This is a genomic window from Pseudoalteromonas sp. B131b (genome assembly GCF_037162545.1).
Taxonomy (GTDB): domain Bacteria; phylum Pseudomonadota; class Gammaproteobacteria; order Enterobacterales; family Alteromonadaceae; genus Pseudoalteromonas; species Pseudoalteromonas fuliginea.
In genome coordinates, this window is the sequence record NZ_JARLUZ010000001.1 from 1,106,684 (window position 1) to 1,127,200 (window position 20,517).

Annotated in this window: 16 protein-coding genes and 2 pseudogenes; 12 read left to right on the top strand and 6 right to left on the bottom strand. The window is 40.9% G+C overall.

Annotated features, from left to right (window positions below):
- Positions 1–292 precede the first annotated feature (292 nt).
- A complete protein-coding gene (hemE, locus tag P4S65_RS05170; RefSeq protein WP_337119700.1) occupies positions 293–1,357 on the top strand; it encodes a uroporphyrinogen decarboxylase in 1,065 nt (354 codons plus the stop codon).
- Between the two features lie 95 nt (positions 1,358–1,452).
- Here hemE and sthA read toward each other — a convergent pair whose 3' ends face one another.
- Together sthA and P4S65_RS05180 are read right to left on the bottom strand one after the other, a co-directional pair.
- The gene (sthA, locus tag P4S65_RS05175) at positions 1,453–2,850 is read right to left on the bottom strand and encodes a Si-specific NAD(P)(+) transhydrogenase (protein ID WP_045984434.1); all 1,398 of its coding nucleotides are present in this window, start codon (positions 2,848–2,850) and stop codon (positions 1,453–1,455) included.
- A gap of 45 nt (positions 2,851–2,895) precedes the next feature.
- Positions 2,896–4,028, bottom strand: a pseudogene (locus P4S65_RS05180) (acyl-CoA desaturase).
- Positions 4,029–4,154: 126 nt separating this feature from the next.
- On the opposite strand from P4S65_RS05180, the gene fabR reads away from it, so the two are divergent.
- The 5 genes from fabR to leuD all read left to right on the top strand — a co-directional run bounded on the left by fabR (position 4,155) and on the right by leuD (position 9,869).
- Positions 4,155–4,778, top strand: coding sequence for an HTH-type transcriptional repressor FabR (gene fabR / locus P4S65_RS05185; protein WP_002961087.1), 624 nt, complete (start codon positions 4,155–4,157; stop codon positions 4,776–4,778).
- 404 nt (positions 4,779–5,182) lie between these two features.
- A complete protein-coding gene (leuA, locus tag P4S65_RS05190; protein ID WP_002961090.1) occupies positions 5,183–6,736 on the top strand; it encodes a 2-isopropylmalate synthase in 1,554 nt (517 codons plus the stop codon).
- Positions 6,733–7,809, top strand: a complete 1,077-nt coding sequence (leuB, locus tag P4S65_RS05195) for a 3-isopropylmalate dehydrogenase (RefSeq protein ID WP_337119701.1) — start codon at positions 6,733–6,735, stop codon at positions 7,807–7,809. The genes leuA and leuB overlap by 4 nt, the downstream gene beginning before the upstream one ends.
- A 60-nt stretch (positions 7,810–7,869) precedes the next feature.
- Positions 7,870–9,270 (top strand): 3-isopropylmalate dehydratase large subunit, encoded by a 1,401-nt coding sequence (gene leuC, locus P4S65_RS05200; protein WP_337119702.1) that lies wholly within the window; start codon positions 7,870–7,872, stop codon positions 9,268–9,270.
- A complete protein-coding gene (gene leuD, locus P4S65_RS05205; RefSeq protein WP_337119703.1) occupies positions 9,270–9,869 on the top strand; it encodes a 3-isopropylmalate dehydratase small subunit in 600 nt (199 codons plus the stop codon). Before leuC ends, leuD begins: the two co-directional genes overlap by 1 nt.
- A 93-nt stretch (positions 9,870–9,962) precedes the next feature.
- Here leuD and P4S65_RS05210 read toward each other — a convergent pair whose 3' ends face one another.
- On the bottom strand, positions 9,963–11,462 hold the full coding sequence (locus P4S65_RS05210) for a DUF3360 family protein (protein ID WP_337119704.1): 1,500 nt from the start codon (positions 11,460–11,462) through the stop codon (positions 9,963–9,965).
- A 418-nt stretch (positions 11,463–11,880) separates the two neighbouring features.
- On the opposite strand from P4S65_RS05210, the gene P4S65_RS05215 reads away from it, so the two are divergent.
- Both P4S65_RS05215 and P4S65_RS05220 read left to right on the top strand, forming a co-directional pair.
- Complete coding sequence (locus P4S65_RS05215; RefSeq protein WP_337119705.1) at positions 11,881–12,867, top strand: hypothetical protein; 987 nt, start codon at positions 11,881–11,883, stop codon at positions 12,865–12,867.
- Between the two features lie 43 nt (positions 12,868–12,910).
- Positions 12,911–13,504: a hypothetical protein gene (locus tag P4S65_RS05220; protein ID WP_337119706.1), complete on the top strand. Its 594-nt coding sequence runs from the start codon at positions 12,911–12,913 to the stop codon at positions 13,502–13,504.
- Positions 13,505–13,506: 2 nt separating this feature from the next.
- Here the strand turns inward: P4S65_RS05220 and P4S65_RS05225 are convergent, their stop codons facing one another.
- Entirely contained in the window at positions 13,507–13,887 is a 381-nt protein-coding gene (locus tag P4S65_RS05225; RefSeq protein WP_337119707.1) for a hypothetical protein, read from the bottom strand.
- Between the two features lie 99 nt (positions 13,888–13,986).
- Here P4S65_RS05225 and P4S65_RS05230 point away from each other — a divergent pair, with 99 nt between their 5' ends.
- A complete protein-coding gene (locus P4S65_RS05230; RefSeq protein ID WP_008138681.1) occupies positions 13,987–14,427 on the top strand; it encodes a tellurite resistance TerB family protein in 441 nt (146 codons plus the stop codon).
- 17 nt (positions 14,428–14,444) lie between these two features.
- Here P4S65_RS05230 and P4S65_RS05235 read toward each other — a convergent pair whose 3' ends face one another.
- On the bottom strand, positions 14,445–15,011 hold the full coding sequence (locus P4S65_RS05235; RefSeq protein ID WP_033040563.1) for an NADPH-dependent FMN reductase: 567 nt from the start codon (positions 15,009–15,011) through the stop codon (positions 14,445–14,447).
- Positions 15,012–15,130: 119 nt separating this feature from the next.
- On the opposite strand from P4S65_RS05235, the pseudogene P4S65_RS05240 reads away from it, so the two are divergent.
- Positions 15,131–16,029 (top strand): annotated as a pseudogene (locus P4S65_RS05240) (LysR family transcriptional regulator).
- Between the two features lie 194 nt (positions 16,030–16,223).
- Here P4S65_RS05240 and norR read toward each other — a convergent pair.
- Positions 16,224–17,780, bottom strand: a complete 1,557-nt coding sequence (norR, locus tag P4S65_RS05245; RefSeq protein WP_096792241.1) for a nitric oxide reductase transcriptional regulator NorR — start codon at positions 17,778–17,780, stop codon at positions 16,224–16,226.
- Positions 17,781–18,059: 279 nt separating this feature from the next.
- Here norR and P4S65_RS05250 point away from each other — a divergent pair, with 279 nt between their 5' ends.
- Together P4S65_RS05250 and hmpA are read left to right on the top strand one after the other, a co-directional pair.
- Entirely contained in the window at positions 18,060–19,292 is a 1,233-nt protein-coding gene (locus P4S65_RS05250) for an NnrS family protein (protein ID WP_337119708.1), read from the top strand.
- Between the two features lie 20 nt (positions 19,293–19,312).
- Positions 19,313–20,494, top strand: a complete 1,182-nt coding sequence (hmpA, locus tag P4S65_RS05255) for an NO-inducible flavohemoprotein (protein ID WP_096792243.1) — start codon at positions 19,313–19,315, stop codon at positions 20,492–20,494.
- Positions 20,495–20,517 lie beyond the last annotated feature (23 nt).

Consider the following 20,517-nt stretch of genomic DNA (forward strand, 5'->3'; position numbering starts at 1 on the left):
TTTATTGTTGTTATTTTAAAACTTTTATTTTTATTATTTTAAGATTTTTATTATTGTTTTTGTTAACGCGGGACAAACAATAACAAGCTTTTTTCGATGTTGCAAACATATTAATAAAAAGTTTTAAATGTTATGGTTTGTTTGCTTGTTTTATAGTCAAAATAGGTTGAAACCGTAGATTATATTGATCTGCCTCTAGGTAAGGCTGTTTTCGTCCCTAAGCAATAGAGGGTCGGAGAATATGGTGGTACAATCTTGCACAATTTATACAAGTCTTAGGATCATTTACGCCATGAGCGAATTAAAAAACGACCGTTATTTACGTGCACTTGCAAAACAACCTGTTGATGTAACTCCGGTATGGATGATGCGCCAAGCAGGACGCTATTTACCAGAGTATCGCGCTACACGTGCACAAGCGGGCGATTTTATGAGCCTGTGCCGTAATGCTGAGCTTGCATGTGAAGTTACACTGCAGCCACTACGTCGCTACCCGTTAGATGCTGCTATTTTATTTAGTGATATTTTAACGATTCCAGATGCGATGGGTTTAGGTCTGTACTTTGAAGCTGGCGAAGGTCCTAAGTTCGAACGTCCTATTTCATCACTTGCTGATGTTAAAAAAATTCCAAAACTTGATCCAACTGACGAGCTTGGCTACGTAATGAACGCGGTAAGCACTATTCGTCGTGAACTTAAAGGTGAAGTACCGCTTATTGGTTTTTCTGGTTCACCTTGGACGCTAGCAACTTATATGGTTGAAGGCGGTAGCAGCAAAGTATTTGGTAAAATCAAAAAAATGGCGTTTGCAGAACCGCAAACACTTCATTTATTACTCGATAAGTTAGCTGACTCAGTTATTGATTATTTAAATGCTCAAATTAAAGCTGGCGCGCAATCGCTAATGGTATTTGACTCATGGGGTGGTGTATTAAGCCCGCGCGATTACAACGAGTTTTCACTGCAATATATGCATAAAATTGTAGATGGCTTAATTCGTGAATACGATGGTCGTAAAGTACCGGTTACTTTGTTCACTAAAAATGGTGGTCAATGGATTGAAGCTATTGCAGCAACAGGTTGTGATGCAATCGGCCTTGATTGGACTATTAATATTAGCGACGCTAAACGCCGTGTGGGTGATAAAGTAGCTCTACAAGGTAATATGGACCCATCTATGTTACATGGTACACCAGAGCGTATTCGCCAAGAAGTAGGCACTATTTTAGAAGACTTCGGTACAGGTAATGGCCACGTGTTTAACCTAGGCCACGGTATTACACCAGATGTAGACCCTGAAAATGCTGGCGTATTCATTAATGCAGTACATGAGCTAAGTGCTAAGTACCATAAGTAATAGTCACTTAAACAAGCTTTAAAACTGTTTAAAAGTAAAAAACCCGCTAAGTTGCGGGTTTTTTGTTACCTATTTATAAAGACATTTAAAACTACTTATTTAAATAAGCGATTTAAACCATTTAATGCTGCAACACGGTAGGCTTCAGCCATGGTCGGGTAGTTAAATGTGGTATTCACAAAGTAGTCGATATTATTGCCACCATTTTTTTGTTCCATAATGGCTTGGCCAATGTGAACAATTTCAGAGGCACGCTCGCCAAAACAATGTACGCCAAGTACTTCTTTGGTTTCGGTGTGGAATAATATTTTTAAACTACCTACTTCAGTACCAGCAATTTGAGCACGTGCCAAATGCTTAAACTGAGCACGGCCAACTTCATACGGTACTTTAGCGGCTGTAAGCTCTTGCTCGGTTTTACCGACTGAGCTCATTTCTGGGATGGTATAAATACCAGCCGGAATATCAACAATCAGTCTGTCATCGCAGTTACCACATGCAATTGCATCAGCAGCTATACGACCTTGGTCAAACGCAGCACTTGCAAGGCTTGGATAGCCAATTACATCACCTACAGCGTAGACGTTATCAATTTCTGTTTGGTATGTTTCGTTAACTTTTAATTGGCCACGGCTATCGGCTTTTAAGCCAATGGCTTCAAGATTTAGTGTATCAGTGTTACCAGTACGGCCATTAGCAAATAAAATACAGTCAGCTTTTACACGTTTACCTGATTTTAAATGCATAATAACGCAATCATCACGCGTTTCAATTCGGTCAAACTCTTCGTTGTGACGTATAACAATACCGCTATTCCAAAAGTGATAGCTAAGCGCGTCAGATATTTCTGCATCCATAAAGGCAAGTAGTCGGTCGCGTGTATTAACTAAATCAACTTTAGCGCCTAAACCTTTAAATATTGACGCGTACTCACAACCAATAACACCTGCACCATAAATCAGTACGCGATGAGGGTCATGCTCAAGGCCAAGTATTGTGTCACTTTCGTAAATACGAGAATGCGTAAAATCCACCTCTGGCGGGCGATAAGGGCGCGAACCCGTTGCTATAACAATCGTTTTAGCAGTCAGTCGCTCAGTTGAACCATCATTTCGTTTTACTTCAATCGTGTGCTTATCTACAAAGCTCGCATCACCTTGAAACATATGAATGCGGTTACGATCGTAAAAGCTACTACGTAAATTAGATTGCTTAGAAATAACAGAACTTGCGTGACGTAAAATATCAGGAAATGTTAAGCGGCTAGGGCGCTCACCAACATTAAATAACGGATTTGCTTTGTATTCAATATAGCGGCTAACAGAGTGGCGAAGCGCTTTTGAAGGAATTGTGCCCCAATGTACACAACCGCCACCAACAGATTCTTGGCGTTCAATAACCGCTACTTTTTTGTCGTTTTTTGAAAGGTTCATGGCGGTACCTTCACCGCCAGGACCCGTGCCAATAATGATTGCGTCATATTGGTATGTCACGGGTACTTTTTTTGTTCTGGTTGTTTGGCCACAGCCACTCCTAAATTAATTAAAAGAGGCTTTTAATAACCTCGCATTAAGTGCTAGCCATGCCTGTTTTTGATTTTCCCAGGCGGCTTCCAACTCATGGTATTGTGCCATTAATGCTGAGCGTTCACACTGCTTTGCCATGTTATTTTTTTTAACTTCTAACACTTGTTTTTGTAGTGAACAATAATTTTGCAGTTTTTTCAGCAGTAAATCGTACTCTTGTTGTAATAATGTAATCTTATCTTGTGCTAAAGGCAATTTTGCAAGACGCGTTTGCGTTTTGCTCATGAGCGTTTCGGCCTTCGCTTTTTCTATACGTTCAACAGGAGTACGCTTTAACTTATTGGCTAAACCCACAGCTGCTAAAGAGCGGATCATCCATTTTGTTGGATCGTAATGAAACCATTTAATACCGTTACGGTAGTCGCTTGCAAAAATATGGTGGAAGTTGTGATACCCCTCGCCATAAGTAAATAACGCTAAAAAGCCGTTATCACGTGCCGTATTTTTTCGGTGTATGGGCGAGAGCCCCAAATATGTGCAACCGAATTTATAAAAAAGGTAAAGTGTTGACTCAGTACTAAGCGTAGTAAACCTGCAAGAATTAACATCCCCCACACATCACCAACCAATAAACCAAGTATAAGAGGCAAGCCTACGTTCATAGCAATCACAAGCTTTAAGTAATGTTTATGTTGCCACATAACTATTTTATTGCGCTGTAAATCACGACAATTACTATAATCACCGTAGCTATCGCCTTGGTAGTCACGTAACATCCACCCGATATGGCTATACCAAAAACCATTGGTCGCCGCGTAAGGGTCTTTTATTGGGTCGTCAACTTGACCGTGGTGTATACGGTGATCGCTACTCCAATGCAATGCACTGTTTTGCAGTGCAAAAGCACCGCCAAGCGCAAAAATAAATTCAACTGCAGGGTGTGCGTTATAGGTTTTATGTGCCCATAATCGATGGTAGCCGGCAGTAATTGATAAGCCTGCATAAAACATGCAGCCTACAAAAGCAATCCAATGCGCGCTGGTAAATCCGTAGCTAATGGCGTACCAAGGTACAAGTGTGGCAGCCGCCAAAAAGGTTAGGCTAAAAAATAGGACGTTTGTCCAAATAATCGGTGGTTTATTCATAATTCTCAATCTCAGCGTACAACTGTAAGCTAAAATAGTATTTCAAACTCTTGTCGTCAAGTATTAGACTGTACAATTGAGCTAATATCACTAAATATTCATATAAAATAATTCAGGGAGCTGTTGATGTCGGGTGTTAGAGCGCAACAGAAACAAAAAACACGACAGGCGTTAATTCAAGCGGCATTTAATCAGCTGAGTGCTGATCATAGTTTTTCGAATTTAAGTTTACGCGAAGTAGCACGAGAAGCCGGTATTGCCCCAACGTCTTTTTATCGTCATTTTAAAGACATGGATGAGCTAGGTTTAACCATGGTAGACGAAGCCGGCTTAACTCTTCGCCAACTAATGCGTCAAGCTCGCAGGCGAATAGCGAACGATGGCGGCAGTGTTATAAATACCTCAGTGGTTACTTTTATGGAGTTTATTGATAACTCAAGTAACCAATTTAGGTTGTTGCTGCGAGAACGCTCTGGGACTTCTAAAGCATTTAGAGCCGCAGTAGCGCGCGAGGTAAAACATTTTATTTTAGAGCTGGCTCATTATTTAGAAAGTGAAACTAAGTGCAACGCTATGCATGCCTATATTCAGGCGGAATCTATGGTAACGCTCGTATTTAATGCGGGTGCAGAAGCGCTCGATATAGAAGGATTGCAACGCGACGAATTGATTGAGCGCGTTATTTGGCAGCTGCGTTATATTACTCGTGGAGCCGGGCATTACGTAAGAGAAACGAGTAAAGAAGCATAGCTTAAAAAAATTGTAAAAAGTTAATATAAGCACGGTATATTGCAGTGCTTATTAATTTAAGCGTCACTAGTCGCGTATTTGTTATTTTAATTCTCAATAAGCATCTGGTTTGAATTAAAAAACCCAAATGAATCATTTTTAAATCTGTTTTGTGGAATTTTTATGCTTGCTTCCATCGCTTTGTAATGTTAAAAATAGGCTTCACTGAACACACACACAAGAAAACAAGATGCATATTATTCGTTTAATTACACTAAAACTGAACCTCTTACTGCTATGGCAAGTGAGCGGGGATTAGTGTGTTTGCATCGAGTTGAACACTAAAAACCCCGCAATTGCGGGGTTTTTTTATCTCGCGGCTGGGATTAATTGAAATTTGGGTAACATAGGAATGAGGGGCAGTTATGCAAGAGCAAGATAAAGTATGGATTTTTGATACCACCTTACGTGATGGTGAGCAGGCACTTAAAGCAAGCCTTACTGAAGATGATAAAATTCAATTAGCGCATACAATTAGCCGCTTGAATGTGGATGTGATGGAAGTGGGTTTTCCGGTTTCGAGCCCTGCTGATTTTCGCTCGGTGCAACGTATTGCAACCGAGGTAAAAGGCCCGATTATTTGTGGTTTAGCACGCTCTGTTGCCAAAGACATTGAGGCCTGTGGCGAAGCACTTCGCACAGCACAACAAAGCCGTATTCATACTTTTATTGCTACAAGCCCTTTGCACCTTGAACATAAATTACGTATGAGCCTAGACGATGCAACGGCAATGGCTGTTAAATCAATTAAATTGGCGCGTAACTATACTGATGATGTTGAATTTTCGTGTGAAGATGCCGGTCGTACGCCGCATTGGGATTTATGCAAAATTGTTGAGCAGGCTATTAATGCCGGAGCTTCAACTATTAACTTGCCAGATACCGTTGGTTTTGTAACGCCAGACGAATACGCCGCGATGATCCGCCATTTAATGAATAACGTGCCAAATATTGATAAAGCGCGTTTAAGTGTGCATTGCCACAACGATTTAGGTTTAGCAGTAGCAAACTCGGTGGCTGCTGTACAAGCGGGTGCACGCCAAATTGAGTGTACTATTAATGGCATTGGTGAGCGGGCTGGTAACTGCTCGCTTGAAGAAGTGGCAATGATCATGAAAATGCGCAAAGACCATTTAAAAGTATACACAGATATTAAAAGTGAAGAAATTTACCGCGCATCTCGTCAAGTGGCTAAAATTTGTAATATGCCAGTACAACCAAATAAAGCGATTGTTGGCGAAAACGCCTTTGCACATAGCTCAGGCATTCACCAAGACGGTGTATTAAAAGCGCAAAATACTTATGAAATTATGTCGCCAGAAAGCGTTGGTGTGCCAAGCAACCAATTAAATATGACTTCGCGTTCGGGTCGCCATGTTATTGAACATCGCTTAGAAGAGTTAGGCTATCAAAAATCTGATTACGATATGGATGGCTTATATAAAAGCTTTATCGAATTGGCTGACCAAAAAGGCACAGTATACGATTACGACCTTGAGGCAATGATTTACTTTAATCAAATTAACGACAAAGACGAAAAATACCAATTAGAGTTTGTTAACTCAGCCTCTAACTCACAATCGGTAGCAAGCTCTACGATTGGAATGCGAATTGATGGCGAAGCTAAACAAGAAGCCGCGACAGGTAATGGTCCAGTAGAAGCCTCGTTTGCAGCTATTGAGCGCTTAACCGGTATGAGCGTTGAAATGATTGAATATAACTTAGAAGCGACAGGCCAAGGTGCAAGCTCATTAGGCCAAGTAAATATTATAGCTAAATACGATGGCCGACCTTACCACGGTGCGGGCATTGCAGCGGATGTGGTTGAAGCGTCGGTACGCGCCATGATCCGTGTTTATAACTTAATTTATCGTGCACAAAAAGTGTCTGATTTAAAACAACAAAGGAAAGCAGGATGAGTAAAACAAACTACAGCGTTGCCGTATTAGCTGGCGACGGTATTGGTCCAGAAGTAATGGCAGCAGCAGAACAAGTATTGGATGCTGTGAGCAATAAGTTTGGTTTTACCCTGAACCGTGAGCATTATGCAATTGGTGGCGCAGCCATTGACGAATTTGGTAAAGCATTACCAGAGAGTACACTTGCTGCATGTGAAAACGCTGACGCTATTTTATTTGGTTCGGTAGGCGGTCCTAAATGGGAAAACTTACCACCAAATGAGCAGCCTGAGCGCGCATCATTATTGCCGCTTCGTAAGCACTTTGGTTTGTTTTGTAATTTGCGCCCTGCACAGTTATTACCTGCATTAAGTGCAGCGTCACCACTTCGCGCTGATATTAGCGAAAAAGGGTTTGATATTTTATGTGTGCGCGAGCTAACCGGCGGCATTTATTTTGGCGAAAAAGGCCGTAGCGGCGAAGGCGAAGAAGAGTTTGCATTTGATACGCAAACATACTCACGAAAAGAAATTGAACGTATTGCACGTTTTGCTTTTGAAGCTGCAAAATTACGTAGTAACCATGTTACTTCTGTTGATAAAGCCAACGTACTTGCATCAAGCGTATTATGGCGCGAAGTAGTAACCGAAGTAAGCAAAGACTACCCAGAAGTAAGCCTAGATTACATTTACGTAGATAACGCAGCGATGCAGCTAGTTAAACAGCCGAGCCAGTTTGACGTACTACTTTGCGATAACTTATTTGGCGATATTTTGTCAGATGAGTGCGCCATGATCACAGGCTCAATGGGCTTATTACCATCGGCAAGCTTGAATCAATCGGGTTTTGGATTGTACGAGCCAGCAGGCGGTTCAGCACCAGATATTGCAGGTAAAGGCGTTGCAAACCCAATAGCACAAATTTTAAGTGCCGCATTAATGCTACGTTACTCGCTAGGGCAAGACGAAGCGGCTCGCACCATTGAAAAAGCAGTAGCAGAAGCCGTAGAAGCAGGCGTTGGCACACCAGATATATATCCAAATGAAGGTTACAGCACAAGCGATGTGGCAGCAGCCATCGTTTCACGCATTTAATAACATAGTAAAGTTGCAGCACCGTTATGCTGCAACTCAAACAGATTAGGGAATTAGCAAGTGGCCCAAACGTTATACGAAAAAATTTGGCAAGCACATACCGTTGCCAGCATAAATGAGCAAACCGACTTACTTTATATTGACCGCCATTTAGTGCATGAAGTTACTTCTCCGCAGGCTTTTGCAGGTCTACGTGAAAAAAACCGTACTGTACGTTGCCCAGAAAAAACTTTTGCAACGATGGATCACAACGTATCGACTAAGAGCCGTTCACTTGATGCGGCAAGCGAAGTATCTAAAAACCAATTAATGGCGCTTGATAAAAACTGTAAAGAGTTTGGTATTGTACTTTACGATTTAAACTCGATTAACCAAGGCATTGTGCACGTAATGGGCCCAGAGCAAGGTATTACCTTGCCAGGCACAACCATTGTATGTGGCGATAGCCATACTTCTACGCATGGTGCGTTTGGCGCATTAGCGCATGGTATTGGTACGTCTGAGGTTGAGCACGTATTAGCAACGCAAACGCTACAGCAAAAAAAGGCGAAATCATTAAAAATTCAAATTAATGGAGTCTTGCGTCCAACGGTTACGGCTAAAGATTTAATTATGGCGGTAATTGGCAAGTTAGGTACTGCTGGTGGCACAGGTTATGTAGCAGAGTTTTGTGGTGCAGGCATTGAAGCGCTTTCAATGGAAGCCCGTATGACGCTATGTAATATGAGCATAGAAATGGGTGCAAAAGCGGGTTTAATTGCATCTGACCGAATTACTTATGATTACTTAAAAGGTCGTCCGTTTGCACCTAAAGGCGCTGATTTTGATGCAGCCGTTAAATATTGGGAAACCTTAAAAACAGATGAAGGCGCACACTTTGATTTAGTTGTTGAGCTAAATGCTGACGACATTCAACCACAAATTACTTGGGGCACAAGCCCAGAGCAAGTAATTGGTGTTGATGAGTGCATACCCGATCCAGATAAAGAACCTGATTTAATTAAAGCCGATGCTATTCGCAGCGCACTTAAATACATGGACTTAAAAGCGGGCGATAAATTATCAAGCGCAAAAGTAGACACGGTATTTATTGGCTCATGTACTAATAGCCGTATTGAAGATTTACGTGCTGCGGCAAAAATTGTTGAAGGCAAGCACGTTGTAGCCGGCATAGAGGCGTTAATTGTACCGGGCTCTGGCTTAGTTAAAAAACAAGCTGAAGACGAAGGCTTAGCCGATATTTTTAAAGCCGCAGGCTTTGAGTGGCGGGAACCAGGTTGCTCTATGTGTTTAGCTATGAACGATGACCGCCTAGAAGCAGGCAAGCGTTGTGCATCTACTTCTAATCGTAACTTTGAAGGTCGTCAAGGTCGTGGCGGGCGTACCCATTTAGTTAGTCCTGCAATGGCGGCAGCCGCTGCAATACATGGTCACTTTGTTGATATTAGAGGAGAAGCCTAATGAGCGTATTTTTTAGTGGTTTAATGGCTCCACTTGATAAAAACAATGTAGATACTGACCAAATTATTCCTAAGCAGTTTTTAACATCAACGAGCCGCGAAGGCTTTGATGCGGCATTGTTTTATGATTGGCGCTACCTAGATAACGACGAGCCAAACCCTGATTTTATTTTAAATCGCCCATGCTACCAGGGTGCGCAAATATTATTAACGCGCGACAACTTTGGTTGTGGCTCATCTCGAGAGCACGCTCCATGGGCGCTTAAACAATATGGTTTTGAAGTTATTTTGGCTGAAAGCTTTGCTGATATTTTCTTTAATAACTGTGGTAACAACCAAATGTTAGCCATTGCGTTACCTGCCGATACGCTTGAACAATTATTTGTACTTAGCGAGAAGCACGACGATATTAACATTGAAATCGACCTTGAAAATCAAACACTAACAAGTAGTAAGTTTGCACCAATTAGTTTTGATATTCGTAAAGACGTAAAAGAGCGCCTATTAAGTGGCTTAGATTTTATTGGTGTAACCGAAACGCTCAACCCACAAATAGATGCGTTTGAAAAACAACTAGCGACTGAGCGCCCTTGGCAGTAATTGTTTAATCTGTATATAGTAAAATCACGTATTGAAAAGCACGGTAATTACCGTGCTTTTTTGTGGGTAAATATTAGATGTGGTAGCTAAGGCTTAATGCCTAAAGTCAGCCATTAACGCAGGTATACCGGGTAACATGCCTACAATTGCCATTACAGTGGTAAGTAACACAAACATAATAAGTGGAATCACCCAGCGGCTCATTTTAGTTAGCTCAGCGCTGCGCTCTTTACAGCCAATCAGCCCTAAGTTATCAAGTAACATAGTAAGTGACCAACCAAAAGCAGGATTAACCAAGGTCGAAGCAAACACCACAATAGCGGCTGATTGCGTCGTTTTACCTTCGCGCGTCATTTCCATGCCAGCTTCAAGTAGCGGGATAAACACCCCAACAATAAGCGCTACACACAATACAGGCTGCCAAATTGCTAAATCCATAGGGTAACCCCATAAACCTGCAATTATACAAAATAATGCAGTTAAAATAGCGCCAGCAGGGATAGGGCGTTTAGCTATAGCAGCAGGCACAATATAAGTACCCCAAGAGGAGGCAAAGTTAGCACCACCGGCAAGTGAGCCGAATGTTTGTCTAACCGATGCACTTAGCATGGTGTCGTCGATATTCATTTGTACTTTTTCAGTGCGTTGCGGATAGCTTATTTTTTGAAATACTTGATGGCCTAAAAAATCAGGAGACCACATAGCAACGGCAAGCACTGCAAATGGGAGTACAACCACAAAGCTTTCAAGTGTTGGTAGGCCAAGCATCCAGCCCGTGTTTTCACCCCACCAGTAAGCTGGGTTCATATTTGGTAAACCCGGTGCAGTATGAAACTCAAACGGTGCACCTAAAGCAAAGGCAACCACACCACCAATAAGGCAGCTTAACGGCACGGCTAACCAACGCTTTTTAAAGTGCTCTAACAGTGCATACAATAAAATGGTGGTTAAAATAACAATAAACGCAATATGTGCCATATCAATGGCTTCAGCCCAGGCAAACAGCTTTTTAACCTGCGAAATAGTACCAATAAAGCCTAAATAAATGAGTAGCCCGCCACATACACCTTTACTGGTTAGGCGCGCGAGCATACTTCCTCCTTTGGTTATGGCCAAAATAAAACCAAAGGCACCAATGAGTAAGCCAAACGCCATAGGGTGGCCGCCAGCTGCAACTACAATAGGAATTAACGGTATAAGAGGGCCATGAGTACCAGCCAAGTTAGCTGTTGGTAAAATAAAGCCTGAGAATAAGATGATAAAAATAGAAACAATGAGTAATTCGTAGCGCACGTTTTCTAAAACAAACGCATCGCTTAAACCAAGAGGTGCTGCAAATGTTGCCGCAATAGCCCCCACCATAACGACTTTACCAATAGTGCCCGCCATTGCAGGAATGGTGTCTTCAAATTCAAATCGGTAATCTCTAAACGGTAAATTAGGACGCCAGCGTTTAGGCTGCATAATCTGTAATTCATGTTCGAGATACTCGTCGCGAGTATTAAACTCTGAACTCGGTTTGTGAAGCTGCTCGTAGCTTTGAGCATTCTTGTGCGTGTTTGATGGTGCATCACCGGGTGGTGTAGTTTGCATGCGTTCTCCTGCAACATTGTTGCTTAATCAAATAAATACGGCTTTTGTTAAAGCAAATGAATATTGAACATGCAGGGTAAATCAGCTGTTAGGCTGCTATGTATAGGCAAAAGGTCGTGCATGGTTGTTTTTAATACAGTCAATTTAAAAAACTGCTTTACACTAAAAATTATGAAATTACAGAAGGTGATTGAAAGTTGTTATAAATCATAATCTTGAATGTATCATTAAGGAGGCGGAGCACTATTTACCTAATAGTATAGTGTTAACGGCAGGTTATTATCCTTTAGTCTTAGTGGTTGTTAAAGCCGCTTTGTTTGAAAAGCTTATTGGTGGCAGCCGTTAATTTCGTTTTATTTGTGGTGAAATAATACTTCTGTTATTTTCGGATTGTTAATAACAACAATAAAGAATAGAGATGCAACTCAACTCCCCTAAATCAATTGGTATTTTACTTGGTACGCTTTACGGCATATTTATGCGGCTGTTTATAGAGCTATTCAATGCTTATAATTTAGGTAGCTTAGTCTCTATATCATTTATGTTTTTAGTGCCTGTTGCAATTGGTTATATTCGTATTCACTTTGAATTTAAAAGCACAGAAACATTAACTAAAAGGCAAATGGTGACAATTGCTTGGCAGCCTATTTTTGTTTTTTTATTTGTAAGTGTAATTACTTTACTTGAAGGCAGTATTTGTGTGGCTATGGCTTTGCCTGCTTTTATGTTTTTTGCCAGCATTGGTGGATTACTTGCGGGTTTTGTTAGAAAGCGTGAAATAAAAAAAGCGAATAGTTCTTTATTATCAATCGCGTTGTTACCTATATTGCTCTCACCTATTGAAGTTAATTTTTTAAATTTATCAAAAACATACGAAGTAACAAATTCAATAACTATTAACGCGCCCATCAATGCTGTATGGCAACAGTTAGCTAATGTGAGTGATATAAAACCACAGGAAGTGCCTTTTTCACTCACTCAATTAATTGGTGTACCAAAGCCATTAAAGGCAAGTATGAATGCAAGCGGTATAGGCGCTGTTCGCACAAGTACTTGGCAAAAAGGGGTTATATTTAAAGAAGTTATTACGGATTGGCAACCAAATAAACAGATGCTTTATAGATTTGACATAGACCCAGATGCTATTCCCGATGACGCACTCGATAAACACGTAAAACTTGGCGGCGAATACTTTTCACCTCTTTACGGTGGATATGAATTAAGTGAAGATAAAGGCGGCAATACAATTTTAACGTTAAAAACGACCGTGCAAGACAATACAAATTTTGGTGTTTATTCGCGAATATGGGGAGAGGTGATATTTCAAGATTTCCATCATTCACTTTTAACGTTGATGAAAAACAGAGCTGAAAAGTCACTTATCGCAGTTATTTCCCATAATTAACTTAAGCCGCTATGGTATTGAAAAATTATTATAACGGTGACTTATGAAATTATTAACGGCAGCAACTCTAATACTTGCCACATCAACAGCCTTTGCACGCCCTGCACCTTTGGTGTCTATTCCTACTCACGATGCCTTTTTTAATAGTATTGCCGCGCATTGTGGTAAAGCGTTTGAGGGTAAAGTAAGTGTAGATAATGCAAAAGGGCCAAGTTCATTTGAGAATAAAAAACTGGTTATGCATGTTCGTAAATGTACCGACACTGAGCTACAAGTACCGTTTCATGTGGGTGATGATGCATCACGTACATGGATCATAACAAAAACAGGAAGTGGCTTGAGTTTAAAGCACGATCATCGTCATAAAGATGGCAGCGACGACGCATCAACTATGTATGGTGGCCATACGCTTGATGCAGGGTTTGCACAAATGCAGTCGTTTCCAGCAGACCAGTACTCTAAAGAGTTATTTGTAAAACAAGGGATTGCACAGTCTGTAGGTAATACATGGCAAATGTATATTTACCCGGAAGTATTTACTTATCGATTAATTCGCCAAGGACGTGAGTTTAAGGTGGATTTTGATTTAACTAAACCGATTACTCCACCATCAGCACCTTGGGGTTATAAAGACTAAGGTTACTTGCCCTTGCTTGTATCTTCTTTAGTTTCGCATTGTAGTAAAACACTTAAATCTGGTTGATAGGCGCGTGGTTTAGTTGGAAAACGTTCGTATTCTTGCACGCCTTCAAGCACTTTCAACATAAAGGTGTTGCCACGACATAAGCGCTCAGCATGGCGTAATAAAAATACGCTTTGGTTGGAAAAGTGTTTGTAATCGTCAGACTTAATTTTTATTTTATAATTGTCTTCGCCAATTTTTGTTTGGTAGTAATGCACTTTGTTGTCAAAGTCGTAGAGTTTTTCTGTTTCGGCGTTTTCAGCAAAGGCTGTATTTGCGCTCGAAAGGGCCACCAGTATCGCACCTATAGTGAAGCGTGGGGAGTTTAATCCTTTCATAAAAATGTATCCTTTAATTTGCGAACTTTATACCCATTAATTACTTATACAAGTTCGATTTCTTTATATTCAGTCTAACACCCAAAAAGGGATAACGTGATGTTCAAACAAATAAAACAGCTTTTTGCAGTATTCGATGACCAGCAGCCAAGTATGCAAAAGCACGATTTAAAAACAGCTGTGGCTGCATTGCTTATTGAAGTAATGCGTGCCGACACCAAGCTTGAACATGATGAACAACAAACCCTGACTGTAACCTTAAAAAAGTACTTTAATTTAACAGATATCGAAGTTGATGAGCTCACTACTAATGCGGCGAGTAGTTTGGATGGTGCGATAGATTACTTTCAGTTTTCAAAACAGATTAATGAGCATTGCAGTGCGGTACAGCGAATAGAAATAATAGAACTATTATGGCGCTTAGCGTATGCCGATGGGGAAATAGATCCCCAAGAAGACTACGTAATACGTAAAGTCGCAGGGCTTTTATATGTAACGCATACCGATTTTATCGCCGCAAAAATAGCGGCGACAAAGTAAGTAAGCGGGCGTGCAAGTTATTTTAACTTACTTGCAACGCTTACTAATTGATGAGCAAGGGCTGATACTTTTTCAGCCGTTACAGGTTCATTTATTTGCCCATTTTCATCAAACAAAGTGTGTACAGCGGGTACAGCAAGCTGATCGGCAAGAACTAATGAACCAATGCCGCTTAATATATCACGCACATGATTTAAACCTCGTAATCCACCAAGCCCACCTGGCGATGCTGCAAACAAAGCGACCACTTTATTACGAAAAGCAGGAACAGCACCTTGTTCTGTGCGCGATGCCCAATCAATGGCGTTTTTTAGTGCTGCGGTAATAGAGCCGTTGTACTCTGGGCTTGCTAGTAAAATACCGTCGGCTGTACGTAGCTTGTCTTTTAAAAGCTGTGCATCGCTTGGTGTGCCTTGCGCTTCTATATCTTCGTTAAATAGTGGTATGTTTAATTCGTTTAGCTTTATTACTTCTACTTCAGCACCTGTTTGTAGAGCAAAACGTGCTGCTTCATTAATAATTTTTTGATTAAAGCTTTCTTGGCGAAGGCTTCCTGCTAGAGCGATAATTTTTGGTGCTGACATGGTAGTGGCCTTTTAATGTTTTAAGTTTCATGGCTAATGTAGCAAAATTTTGCTTGTAGAAAACCCCAATAAACGCAACACTTATGTGCGTATATGCACATAAGTAAAAGGTAGGCAGCATGGCGATAAAGTTTGAAGATTGGCAAGACGTTAAAGTTGCTTTTGAAGTAGCACGTTTAGGCACGTTAACAGCGGCAGCAGAAGAGCTTAATGTACACCACAGCACAGTGCTTAGACGAATTAATAATCTTGAAAAAACTTGAATACACGGCTTTTTCATCGCCATGCGCGTGGCTACAAAGTAACTGAAATTGGCACTAAGTTATTTGCAACGGCGCAGACTATTCATAGCTCGTTAGAGCAGCTTCATAACGATATAGCAGCAGCCGATAGTACCCTTAGAGGGAGTTTGTTGTTAACTACGGTAAGCGGTTTTATGGATATACTTGGGGATGTGTGTGAGCAGTTTCAAGCGTTACACCCGCAGGTGCAGTTAGAAGTTATTTTAGAACAAAAAAGGCTAAGGCTCGATCACGGGCAAGCACATATTGCTGTGCGTGCAGGCCCAAGGCCTGATGAAGGCGATTATATTGCTCAACATTTGGCCCAGCTTTCATCGGGCTTATACGCTAATAAACGTTATATTAATAAATACGGCATGCCTAAATTATTAAGTGATTTACAACAGCATAATTTTGTATCGGGTGTGGCAGGTTTTAATGCCCGCGTGCCTTATTTTGCGTGGGCTGATGAATATATTCCCGCATCGCAAATAAAGCTGCGAGTATCTGAAACCGCAGAAGCGACTCGTGCAATAATTAAAGGGCTAGGCATTGGCGGATTGCAGCATGACGTAGCGGCGCAATATCCTGATTTAGTGCCTATATTACACCGTGAGTTAAGCTGGCCTACCGATGTATGGTTAGTCACGCATCACTTAGTGCATCGCACTGCTAAAGTACAAGCTTTTGCAGGGTTGCTAAAAACACATTTTAGTAAGTTAGCTGCTAATCAATAGTTTTATACCAACCTGCATAAATCTTTGATCAATTTAACGAATTAAATTTCACTATAACGTCGTTAAAAATTTTTTATTTAGAACAACTAGATACAAAAATTTTTGCCTAGTTCTAGCGTAATTTTCTTAACGTTAAATAGACCCCATATATAAGCAGATTGGTATTAGCCGCATTTTAGCTATGTTTTAAATGATTATAGTGTTTTTTTTACTTCTATCCCTAGGCGTTTAGCCAAGCGTACTAAGTTAGCTCTATCTAATTCAAGCACTCTTGCTGCTGCTGACCAGTTGTAGTTATGCTTCTTTAATTGCTCAGTAATTACGTTGTATTGCAACGATTCTACAGTTTGCTTTAAAGGTTGGTTGATTAAGGTGTTGGTTGTACTTTGGCTTGCTACTAGAGAGTTTTGCGGCGCACTCGGGATTAAATCACAGTGCTCGCTTGTAATGGTTATTATTGGATTTTGCCATTGGCTTTGTTTTGCTTTTAGGGCGCTGCGGCTAATGACATGTTCAAGCTCGCGCACGTTACCTGGCCAGCTGTACTGATTAAGTAATGCTTGCGCTTCGGGGCTTAGTTTTAATTGTTTTATCCCTAATTTACGGGCTGTTTGCTCAATAAAATAACCAGCTAAGAGTGTTATGTCGTGCTCGCGTTTACTAAGTGGTGGCACAGTAATAGGGTAGACACTGAGGCGATGGTATAAATCGGCTCTAAAGCGACCTTGAGCTACTTCTTCTTTTAAATTTCTGTTGGTTGCAGCAACAACGCGTACATTTACGTATTTTGGCGTGTCTTCTCCTACCGTTTGTATTTCGCCACTTTGTAGCACTCGTAATAGTTTACTTTGCATGGCAAGGGGTAGTTCGCCTATTTCATCTAAAAATAACGTGCCGCCATCAGCTAATTGAAATTTACCTTGGCGCGAATTTAGTGCGCCTGTAAAAGCCCCTTTAGAATGACCAAAAAATTCACTTTCGGCGAGGTTTTCGGGAAGTGAGGCACAATTTAAGTGAATAAGCGGTTGATCTTTTCGAGCTGAATTTAAGTGAATGTTACGCGCAACAAGTTCTTTCCCTACCCCTGTTTCACCTAATATCAGCACGCTAAAGTTAGATGCTGCAACGAGTTTAATGTCGTTTTTAAGTGTTTGCATTAGCGGGCTTTGACCAATAATTTCACCGCCGTCCCGTGTTAATGCTTCACGATTTAGTTCTTGTACTAATGCACTTGAGTGCTGTGCATGCTGTTTGTAATGGGCAAGTTCTAAGGCCGTTTTAAAGTGCGCACTACACAGCGTTTGTAAAGTATTGAGTGTATCAGCGCTTATGCTGTTAAATGCATTGGCGTTAAGGCTATCAAACGTAAGTACGCCAAGTAGCGCGTTTTTATCATAAAGAGGTAAACCTAAACATGCATGTACCGGTATGTCGCCGGTTTTAGCTAATAGTAATCCGTCGTATGGATCGGGTAGTGGGCAGTCGTGCGCAAATTGCAGCGCAAGTGTGCTTTTGCAAATAGCTTCTAGGCGAGGGTGCTCTGCTATTTTAAATCGTCTGCCTAAACTGTCGGGCATTAATCCTTTAATTGCCAGTGGTTTTAATTGCTCGCCCTGAAGCGCTAATAACGCACTAGCATCACTAGGAATCACCCGCTCAACCGTTGCTAGTAATTGATCAAAACTATGCTCGTGCAGTGTACTTTGAGCAAGCTCTAGAGCAACTTGGGTAAGGTTGAATTGCTGGTTCATGTCAAAATGACCTGTTTGTGTTTTTATGAGTTAATTTATAGTAGGTCATAAAGACTCATAGTGTAAAGTGGTTTAATTTAACTTATTGAATTTAAATGAATAAAGTTGTTGGCACAGTATGTGTAATAGCTAAGTAACGTAGTTGGTTACAGAGATCGCCATGAACACTCTAATGCTGAATAATTTAAATAATCAAACACAGTTTAGTTCACTGTATGAGGCACTAGCGTGCGCTGAGAACTTTTTTGATCAGTATGGTTTAGGGCAGGAGGTACGATAATGCGCCCTATAAACTTAACTGAGCCAATGCCAGCACGCGTTGCTATTCATCAAGTATCTCAATGGCCGTTATGGATGCTTGCTTTTAGGCCTTTCTTTTTGGGTGGTGGTTTATTAGCGTTTTTGTCGGTGGGGTATTGGCTACTTATTTTAACAGGCCATGCAAGTTGGCACTTATCGATACCCGCTACATTATGGCACGCGCACGAAATGCTGTTTGGCTTTGCAGGAGTTGTAGCTGTTGGCTTTTTACTTACCGCTGCACAAACATGGACAGGCGTACCGAGCATAAGTGGGAAAGCCCTTATGTGGCTTACGTTTATATGGCTTGCAGCGCGCTTAGCCTTTTTTGTGATATTGCCTGATATTGCTCATTTTAATTTATATGCTGCACTTACATTACAAGTTATTTGGTGGCTAGGCGCCATAGCCGCGTTGGCTAATATGTTATTAAAAGCCAATAGCAAAAGTAACTATCCGTTTTTAGCTATTTTAGCTGTGCTTTGTGGGCTCAATGTATTGTATTTAATACTTGTTTTAAAACAAAACATGCAGCTTGCACTTGGTGTGGTTGATACCGCAGTACTGGTAATTACTTTACTAGTTGGTATTGTTGCGGGTCGCGTTCTACCATTTTTTACCGCTAAAGGTCTGGGTTTAACCGAGCAAGTTCGCACTCCTAAAATAGATAAAGCGGTGATGTATTTATCTATTGTGGCTATCACTTTATTTTTTATCAACAAGTTGTTTTTGAACACGATTAATCCTGCGTTGGTTGTTGCAACGGTTGCTGTGCTTCACCTGCTTAGGACTGGTTGTTGTTGGGATAGCAAGGTATTGAGAGTGCCGTTGTTATGGTCTTTGCATGTTTCGTACCTTACGTTAGGCGTAGGGTTAATGATGGTTGTATTTAGCTTTTATAGCAGTGCAATACAATTTAAAGATGCGCTGCACCTAATCACTATTGGCACAATAGGTATGATGATTTTAGCAATGATGACGCGTGTATCGCATGGTCATACAGGGCGTACACTCGCTATTCCTCATTACATGGCTGTTGCTTTTGCGCTTTTGCTTGTGGCCGCTATTATTCGTTCATTACTCCCTTTTATTATTGGGCCTCACCTTGCTTGGCAAATAAGTGCTTTGCTGTGGCTAGTGGCTTTTTCGTTATTTTCAATTCACTGCATACCTATATTAACGCGGCGTCGTGTTGATGGGCGTCGTGGTTAGTTCATCCATAGGAAACACATATGTTATCTAATAAAACTATTGAGATTGTAAAAAGCACAGTTCCGTTATTAGCGCAGGCGAGTACGGTTGTTACCGATCATTTTTATAAGCGTTTATTTAGCCATAATCCTGAGCTTAAAAATATTTTTAATATGGCGAATCAAGATACAGGTCGTCAGCAATTTGCACTTTTTAATGCATTGGCTGCGTATGCACAAAATATTGATAATTTAGCCGTATTAAAAGAAGCGCTAACACGTATTAATCATAAGCATACAAGCTTGAATATTTTACCTGAGCATTACCCTATTGTAGGTGCACATTTAATTGGTACTTTAAAAGAGCTTATTCCTGAGCAATTTACTCCCGATGTTGAATACGCTTGGCGCGAAGCTTACGGCGTACTTGCTGATATTTGTATAACCGAAGAAGCTGCTTTGTATGAGCACAGTAAAAATAAACACGGTGGTTGGGCGGGAACTCGCCAATTTGAAATAACCAGCAAGCAGGCTGAATCAGAACTAGTAACGAGCTTTACACTTACGCCAGTTGATGGCGAAGCTGTTATTACACATAAACCAGGGCAGTATTTAGGTATTAAAGTTAAGCCAGAGGGCGCTGAATATGAAGAAATTCGCCAGTATTCTATTTCACAAAAAAGTAACGCTAAAAACTACCGTATTAGTGTTAAAAAAGAGCTACAGCCAAAGCCTGGCATGGTGTCTAATTATTTACACTCATTAGAGCAAGGCACTATTGTTGAGTTATACCCGCCGGCAGGAGACTTCTTTTTACGCAATAACACAAGTCCAGCGGTACTCATTTCAGCAGGTGTTGGGCAAACGCCAATGCTGGCTATGCTTGAAACGTTATTAAGTGATAATTCTAATCAAGAGATTATGTATTTACATGCCTGCGAAAATACTCAGCAGCACTCGTTTTCAAAATATTTATATGATCTAACAGCGCAGAATAACCGCTTGCAAACAATAACCTGGTTTAACCAAGCGACAGAGGGCGCTGATTTTACAGGGTTGATGAACTTAAACGCAGTACAAGCACAGTTACCATTGAGTAATGGCGACTTTTACTTGTGTGGCCCTGCGGGGTTCATGGCATTTATAAAAAACCAATTACTTGGGCTCGGTGTTAAAAGTGAGCACATTCATTACGAAATATTTGGCCCGCATCAAGATTTATAATACCGTTTAAAAGTGGGCATATT